Here is a 7,766-nt window from a genome sequence, read left to right as displayed (position 1 = left end):
CCTCAACCTTCCGCAGTGATCGCAGCAGGTAGGCCACCGCGCCCGGGTCGGTCAGGTCGGCGTGGACGGCGCTGAAGGCGGCGGCTTCGCGATCGGGATCCAGAGTCTCTCCGAGTTCCACCAGGCGGGTGGTGGGGTGGCCGGCCTGGACGGCGCGCCTCCACAGGCGCACCGCGGTGGTGCGCAGCCCGCGGGCCCACGCCGCCCGGGCGAGGCGGTCCTGGTCGTCAGCGTCGGCGGTGTGCCTGACCAGGGCGTTCCAGAGTGAGGGGGCGCCGAGCTCGTCGGCGCGAAGCCGCCGAGTGTGCTGGTCCAGGTAGTCGGTCGGCTCGTAACGTGCTGCCTGCCCAGCGCGCGGGCGCACCGCGATCAGCGCGGACAGGGTGTTGCGGATGTCGGTGCGGGTGCCGTCTGGGTGCTGCCCGCTGCTCAGGCCCTCCAGCACGGATCGTGCCCAGTTGCGGTCATTGGCCCGGTCGCTCGCGTCCAGGGCGCCGTCGGCGGCTTGCGCCAGCAGGTCGGCCGGCAGCGCGGTGAGGTGTCCAAGGCGTCGCGCGTCGAGCGCGGCGGTGAGCAGCGCGTGCTCCTGGCTGGTGAAACCGGCGTCGGGTCCGGCCAGGTAGGCCGCGAGCAGTTCCGGGCCGCCGCTCAGATGCTGGATCACCCGCCCGTTGCTCCCCCCGGCGTTCAGCGCGTGGCGCAGACGCGGGTCGGCACCGGAGGCGGCCTGGATGCGCCACGCCTCAAGGTCGCGGTCGGTCAGGTGCACGGGCACCCTGATCCGTGCCGCCAGTCCGGGATGGCTGAGCAGGGCCCGGGCCTGGGCGTGCGGATCGCCCGGCCGGCCCGCCTCGGTCAGCTCGCGCCAGTACGGTTCGCTCCACAGCGTGCCGACCACGGCGATCCCCGCCGTATGCTCCAGCACTCCGCGCAGCTTCGCGGCCGCGCGCTCGCCGTGCGCGCCGTACAGGAACCGCTGGGCCTCGTTGCACCACAGCAGGCAGCCAGGTCTGAGCCGCCCGTCCTCCAGCAGGGTGAGCAGGTCCTCGGCGCCGACCGGGCGCAGCAGGGGCCGGTCCGGCGCCAGTGCGAGCAGCGCCTCGTACAGGGCGCGCGTCTTGCCGGTGGAGGACTCGCCGGTGAGCACGGCCAGCCGGGACGGCCCGCCGGCGAATACCGCAGCCAAGACCGTGCGCAGCACCCTGTCGTGCCCGCGCGGCACGTATGCGGTCAACCCTCCCGCGATCACGCCTGGGTCGCGGCCCGGCTCGACGGCGTTGTGCACCTCCAGCGCTGCCGGCCCCAGCGCGGCCACCGTCTCCGGCAGGTCGCCGTCCGCGGCGGCCAACAGCAGGCGTTTGAGCGTGGCGTAGGTGGAGTCCTCGCGCGCGATCGTGAAGTGGTCGCCCGGCAGCGCTGCGCCGTCGGGGAACGCCCCCAGGGCGGAAGCGGGGGGCACGATCCCGTCCTCGGTCCCGGCGTACACGGAGAACGGGATCGGGCAGGTGCCGTCGCTGAGGACGTCGGCGTTGACGACGTTCTGCAGTACCTTGCGCACCGTGTCGGCTACCTGGTCGTTGAGCGGGCGCAACGCCTGGTCCTGAACGTTGCTGCCGAGCAGTACCTTGCGCGCGCCCAGCGCCAGCAGTGAGCCGGCGTTCGGCGTGGCCAGCATCACCACCCGGCGCACCCGGGCAAGTTGGCGCCCGTGGCGCTCGGCCAGCATCCGCGCCAGGTACCGCTGGATGACCAGTCCGCCCATGCTGTGCCCCACCAGGACCAGCTGATCACACTTCTCGGCCCGTGTGCGCAGGTACTCCTTCAGCCCGTCGGCCACCGTGTCCAGCGACGGCAGTACCCGGAGCCCACCGCGCTGCCTCAGCCCCGTGGGGTACCCGAACCGCAGCACGCCCGCCCCGGCCAGCTCGCGGTCCTTGGTTATCCGATTGGCGAATCCGTCCCACATGTCCGGCGACGAGTTGAACCCGTGAACGAAAACGACGCCCAGCATCCGTTCCACCCTCTCGCCGACTCATCGCGCATTCGGGCCGGCACGCCAGCGGAACCACGCTGCCCGGCCGCCGGTCGAACCCTGGATTCCAGACCCCACACCCAGTGAAACCCCGAACCCGCAGGCATGCCTGTCAGGTCTGTACAGCCAACGGCTCCGGCTCGCGTCCGGTGGTGCAGAAGGGTGAACGTCCGTCACTTTCAGTGACTCTCCGTTCGCGGCTGGGCCAGCGCCCGGAGCCCCGAGTCGGCGGCATACGGTGGCGGCTGCGGGTGGCGGGGGCCAGGCGGTGTGCGAGGAACCGTTGTTGAGGACGACGTGGATCTCCTTGCCGGGGACGATCGCCGGCGGGCGCGCCTGGACGCGCCGGCCGCCCGGTGTGCCCGGCCGCCGGTGCGCGAGCGTCCGGAGTGGCTGTACTCCAGAGGCTGAACGCCGTCAACCGTTGTCATGTGGCAGCTGCCCCTGCGGCGTGGCGTCACGCGGCACCTCCGCAGGCGCAGGCGCGGGCGCGGGCGCGACTGATTGCGCCACGACGACGGGGGGCACCGCGCCTTGCCCGACCACCGCCCGGGCGGTCATGGCGGCGATCGGGTCGATCGCGGATCGGCGGGCCTGCTGCATCGCCGTCAGTCGGTGGACAACCACGATCGCTGCGACGGCCGCCACCAGCCGCAGCGTCGACCCGGCCGCCTCCACCAGGACGACGCTGCGCAGGTTGTTCATGCGGTCGTACGTCGACATGTCCACGGACTTCAGCATGGCGCCGGCGATCCGGCCGAGGATCAGCCAGCCGATCCAGGTGGACCACCACAGGACCAGCACCTTCTGCGACAGCGTGCGCCGCCGTCCGTCGGCGTCGAGTGGGGCGCTCGCCTGCCAGCAGTCCGCCATCAGTTGCCAGGGGAACCAGAGCGCGACGAACGGGGTGAACCAGGCCCCGATGGTCCAGCCGCGCCCGAGGCGGTGTCCGTTCGGCGCCAGCAGGTCGGCGTTCTGGCGGACGCGGTAGAACCACACGATGAACGCCACCGCAGTGGCCACCGTCGTCAGGATCGAGATCGTGTTCAGTCCGTGCGCCAGGGCGTCCAGTGCGTCGATCTCGTCGTGGCTGATGTCGTCCGCCCCGTCCAGCACCCCGCCGTAGAGCGCGTTGCTCCAGAGATCGATCACGACCGCTGCTGCTGACAGCAGCGCGCTGAGCCCCAGGAGGACAAGGACCGCCACCGAACGGCCGTTCGCCGAGCGGTACGCCGCCGGCCAGCCCGGGGCCGCCTGCGCGCACCCGAAGCAGCGCCGGCTCTCGGTCGCCACCGGGCGCACCCCACACGCCACACACATCATGAGATCGTCAACTTCCGGACCGCCACGTGTTCCGGACACGCGCGCTGGTGACGCCGTCGCCCCGACCGGGGCGGGCCCGCCGACTCCAGGGGGCCGGCGCCGACCGCCGCCAGCGGGAATCCGCAGCTCAGCGGTGGTCGGGAGAGCCAGGGGGACGTGATGGTGCACCTGCGGGTTGAAGACACGCTCGTGGTGCCCGGTCGGGGGCCGGCCGCCATTGGCCGGCTGACCACATGACACGAGCCTTGCCGAGGATGGGGCCGATGTCGTCAATTCCCCTGCGGGTGAAGCGATCCAGCGCATAGGCCCACAGCGCGGGAACATGGCGGGCGCGGCCCTGCTGCTGGCGCTGGTGCACACCTGGCCCGCCACGGTCGCAGCCGCCGCCGTCCTCGGGGCGGGCTGCGGTGTCTTCCCCGCCGTCGACAAGGCGCTCGTCATCCAGGCCTGACCCGACCTGACCCGACCTGATCTGGCCCGATCCGGCCCGGCCCGACCGCCGTGGACGGCGGGCCCGGGCGGCCCGAGGTGAACTTGTGCCGCGCCCGAGGAATCCTGGAGTCAACGCAGGCGCGAAGCGAGATGATCACCATGGACACACCAGAGGCGGCCGAAGGCCCGCCCGGTGGGCCCTTCGTCCCGGGTGCGGCCGTGGCGATGGCGACGCCGGACGGGGTCCTGGCGGGCTGGAGTGCCGGCGCGCAGCGGCTGCTCGGGTACTCCGCGTCCGAGGCCGCGGGTCGGCCCGCGGCGGACCTGCTCGCGTCGCCCCTTCCGCGGTCGGCGCGCGAGCGGCTGGCCGGGCGGGGGGACTGGGTCGGCCTGGTGGTCCTGCGCCACCGCGACGGCGGCCCGGCCACGTGCCGGCTCTCCGTGCGCGCGCTGCCCGTCGGTGACGGGCAGGTCGGCTGGCTGTTCGAGGCCGCCCCGCTGGAGCAGGGGGCCGAGCACGACGGCGACCGGCTGGTCCACTGGGCGTTCGACCAGTCCCCGTTCGCCCAGGCGATCTACGACACCGAGGGCAGGTTCCTGCGCGTCAACCGGGCCATGGCACGGCAACTCGCGGCCACGGAAGGGGAACTGCGCGGGCTGCGGATGACGGAGCACCTGCCGGATCCGCTCTTCGAGGTGCCGCAGCGCAGTGTCGAGCGGGTGGCGGCGACGGGCCGGCCGGAGCAGATCGAGAACCGCGTGCAGATGCCGGGAGAGGCCTTCCCGCACGCCTGGATCGTCCACCTCACCCCGCTGCGGGACCCGGCCGGGCGGGTACACGCCGTGCAGCAGACCGTGCTCGACTTCTCCGAGCAGCAGGCGGCCCGCGAGACCCTGGCGCTGCTCGACGAGGCCAGCAGGCGCATCGGCAGCAGCCTGGACGTGGCCCGCACCGCTCAGGAGCTGGCCGACGTGGCGGTGCCCGCCTGCGCCGACTTCGTCTCGGTGGACCTGCTCGACGCCGTGCTGCGGGGGGACGAGCCGGCACCGATCAGTACGGACGGACACCTGGTGCTGCGCCGGGCCGCCGTCCGCTCCGACGTGCCGGGGGTCGTCACGGTCGGGGAGCCAGCCGGCTACCCGGAGTCCTCCCCGCACGCCCGCTGCCTGGCCAGCGGCCGCGGCACCGTCCATCGGATCACCGACCCCGAGATCACCCGCTGGCTGGCCCAGGACCCGGACCGGGCGGCCTGGATCGACCGGTACCGCCCGCACTCGCTGCTCACCGTGCCGCTGCAGGCCCGTGGGGTGAACCTCGGCGTCGTCCTGTTCACCCGTCTGGCCGCGTCCGCCGCACCCTACGGGCAGGACGACCTGGAGATCGCCGAGGAACTGGCAACCCGCGCGGCCGTCTGCATCGACAACGCCCGCCGCTACACCCGCGAGCGCACCACCGCCCTCGCCCTCCAGCACAGCCTGCTGCCCCAGGGGATCCCCGAGCAGGCCGCCGTGGACGTCGCCGGCCGTTACCTGCCCGCGGGCTCGAAGGCCGGTGTCGGCGGCGACTGGTTCGACGTGATCCCGCTCTCCGGCGCGCGGGTCGCCCTGGTCGTCGGCGACGTCGTCGGCCACGGCATCCACGCCTCCGCGGCCATGGGACGCCTGCGCACGGCGGTGCGCACCCTGGCCGACGTCGACCTGGCCCCGGACGAGCTGCTCGCGCACCTGGACGACCTCGTCATCCGGCTCGGCACGGGGCAGGAGTGCGCCGACGTGCCACCGGGAGAGCTCGGCGCCACCTGCCTGTACGCCGTCTACGACCCCATCTCCCGCCGGTGCTCGCTCGCCAGCGCCGGCCACCCCTGGCCCGCCCTGGTGACCCCCGAGGGCACCGTGGACTTCGTGGAACTGCCCAGCGGCCCGCCGCTGGGCCTGGGCGGGCTGCCGTTCGAGTCCGTCGAGACCGAGCTTCCGGCGGGAAGCCTCCTCGCGCTGTACACCGACGGCCTGATCGAAGCCCGCGGTCGCGACATCGACACCGGCCTGAACGCCCTGCGCACGACCCTCGCCGGCTCCCTTCCCCCGCTCGGCGCCGCCCTCGACCTCGACACCCTCTGTGACACCGTCCTGGAGGCGCTGCTCGACGAGCGGCCCGCCGACGACGTCGCGCTGCTCGTCGCCCGCACCCACGCCCTGGACACCAGGCACGTCGCCCGCTGGGACCTGCCCGCCGATCCGGCCGTCGTCGCCGAGGTCCGGGCCTGGACGACCGCGCAGCTGCACGCGTGGGAGCTGGACGAACTCGCCTTCGTCACCGAACTCACGGTGAGCGAACTGGTGACCAACGCGATCCGCTACGGCGCCCTGCCCATCCAGCTGCGGCTCATCAAGGACCGCACGCTGATCTGCGAGGTCGCCGACGCCAACAGCACCGCACCGCACCTGCGCCGTGCCCGCATCTTCGACGAGGGCGGACGTGGCCTGATGATGGTCGCCCAGCTCACCGAGCGCTGGGGGACCCGGCACACCGGCACCGGCAAGACCATCTGGGCCGAGCAGCCGCTGCCCCGCCCGGCGGCGCCCTGAGCGCGCGGACGGCCGCAGTGGGTTGGCCTCCCGGGGCCGGGCGCGGTGGCCGGACCCCGGGAGGCCACATCTGATGCCTCGTCAGTTGGTGGACGCACCCGTCGTGTTCGGGGTGGCGTTGCCCGTCGAGCTGGTGACGATGGGCCATTCGTTGTGGTACTGCTTGAACGGCAGGTCCTTCTCCAGCAGCGGGGTGCCGAGGACGGCGATGCGCGCCAGCACCGCTCCGGTCACGTCGAGTCCGCCGTAGAGGCCGGCCGTGCCGGTGACGGTGGGCTTGCCGGCGCTGCTGTCGATGCTGACCCGGCCGTCCACGGCCGCCCGCAGGTACGGCTCGACGGTGGCCTTCACGCCCAGGCTGTCGTAGAGCGCGACGGAGCCGTCCGCCACCAGGCCGCTGCGCACGTTGGCGGTACCGGTGAAGGTCGCCCGGACCGGGGAGACCCTGGTGGTGACGGGTTCGGTCGCGGAGGTCCAGCCGCCGGCCCTGGTGTAGTCGGCGTGGATGCCCCAGTCGCCGTCGATCTGCTGCGTGGTGTCGACGGTGACCGTGCCGTCGGCGCCGACCTCGGCGTAGACGGTCAGGTTGAGGGTGATCACGACGGGCACCGAACCGACCATCACCGTCGGGGTGGCCGTGAGCGCGGCGATCGGGATCCGCACCTGGCCGGTGGAGCCGGAAAGGCTCGCCGTGAGGTGCCAGTTGGCGTGTGCGCCGAGGTCGAAGCCGACCTCGGCCCGGTCGGCGCCGAGGATGCCGGTGCTGCCGTGGTATGAGAAGGTGACGCTGGGGTCGAGTTCCAGCGACCCGCTGAGCGTGGCGGTGGCCCCGCCGGGCAGCGGGACGGTGTCGTCGGCGTCCAGCTCCAGGGCGGCCGAGGCGGAGCCGTTGCCGCCGTCGGGCTTGGGGACGTAGGAGGTCTTCAGGTCCTTGAGCTTCGGGGTGACCTGGATCCGGTGCGGGTCGAGGGCGCTCTTGATGTCGGCCCAGGTCCGGCCGAGTAGTTCGGAGATGGTGGCCGGGCGGGTGGCGGCCGTCACCTTGCCGTCGGCGGCCGAGGTGACGCCGGTGACGGCGAGCAGGGCTCCGTGCGGTGCGGCGGCCGACGGCGGGCTGTCGATCAGCTGGCCGGGCCGGACGGCGGCGACGGCCGCCGCCGAGGCGGCCGGGGTGGGGGTGCCCGGGTGCGGGATCCCCGAAGCGGCCGGCGTGGGCGTGCCCGGGTGGGCGGTGCCGGGGTTGGCGGTGCCCGGGCTCGGACTGCCCGGGCCCGGGGTGTCGGCGACGGCGAGGACGACCTGGCCGCTCTTCTGGTCGTAGGACTCCAGCGTGACGTCGGGGCCGGTGGCCGGAGCGGGAGTTCCGGCCCGGGCCGGTGCCGCGGCCGGGCGG

At 73.6% G+C, this 7,766-nt stretch carries 5 protein-coding genes; 2 read left to right on the top strand and 3 right to left on the bottom strand.

What is annotated here, in order from left to right:
- On the bottom strand, window positions 1–2,011 hold a 2,011-nt coding region (locus ABD323_RS30700; protein ID WP_344445304.1), incomplete at its 3' end, for an alpha/beta fold hydrolase.
- A gap of 438 nt (window positions 2,012–2,449) precedes the next feature.
- A complete protein-coding gene (locus ABD323_RS30695) occupies window positions 2,450–3,325 on the bottom strand; it encodes a DUF4328 domain-containing protein (RefSeq protein ID WP_344445303.1) in 876 nt (291 codons plus the stop codon).
- 352 nt (window positions 3,326–3,677) lie between these two features.
- Between ABD323_RS30695 and ABD323_RS30690 the strand changes: the two genes are divergently transcribed.
- Window positions 3,678–3,806 carry a hypothetical protein gene (locus ABD323_RS30690; protein ID WP_344445302.1) on the top strand — a complete coding sequence of 43 codons (129 nt, stop codon included), beginning with the start codon at window positions 3,678–3,680 and terminating at the stop codon, window positions 3,804–3,806.
- Window positions 3,807–3,946: 140 nt separating this feature from the next.
- Window positions 3,947–6,373, top strand: a complete 2,427-nt coding sequence (locus ABD323_RS30685; RefSeq protein WP_344445301.1) for a SpoIIE family protein phosphatase — start codon at window positions 3,947–3,949, stop codon at window positions 6,371–6,373.
- Window positions 6,374–6,454: 81 nt separating this feature from the next.
- On the opposite strand, the gene ABD323_RS30680 is transcribed toward ABD323_RS30685, so the two are convergent.
- Window positions 6,455–7,766: hypothetical protein (locus ABD323_RS30680; RefSeq protein ID WP_344445300.1), on the bottom strand; the 1,312-nt coding region annotated here is incomplete at its 5' end.

The sequence above is a fragment of the Kitasatospora nipponensis genome (assembly GCF_039528135.1).
In the GTDB taxonomy this organism is placed as follows: Bacteria; Actinomycetota; Actinomycetes; order Streptomycetales; family Streptomycetaceae; genus Kitasatospora; species Kitasatospora nipponensis.
This window is presented reverse-complemented; position numbering and strand designations above follow the sequence as displayed.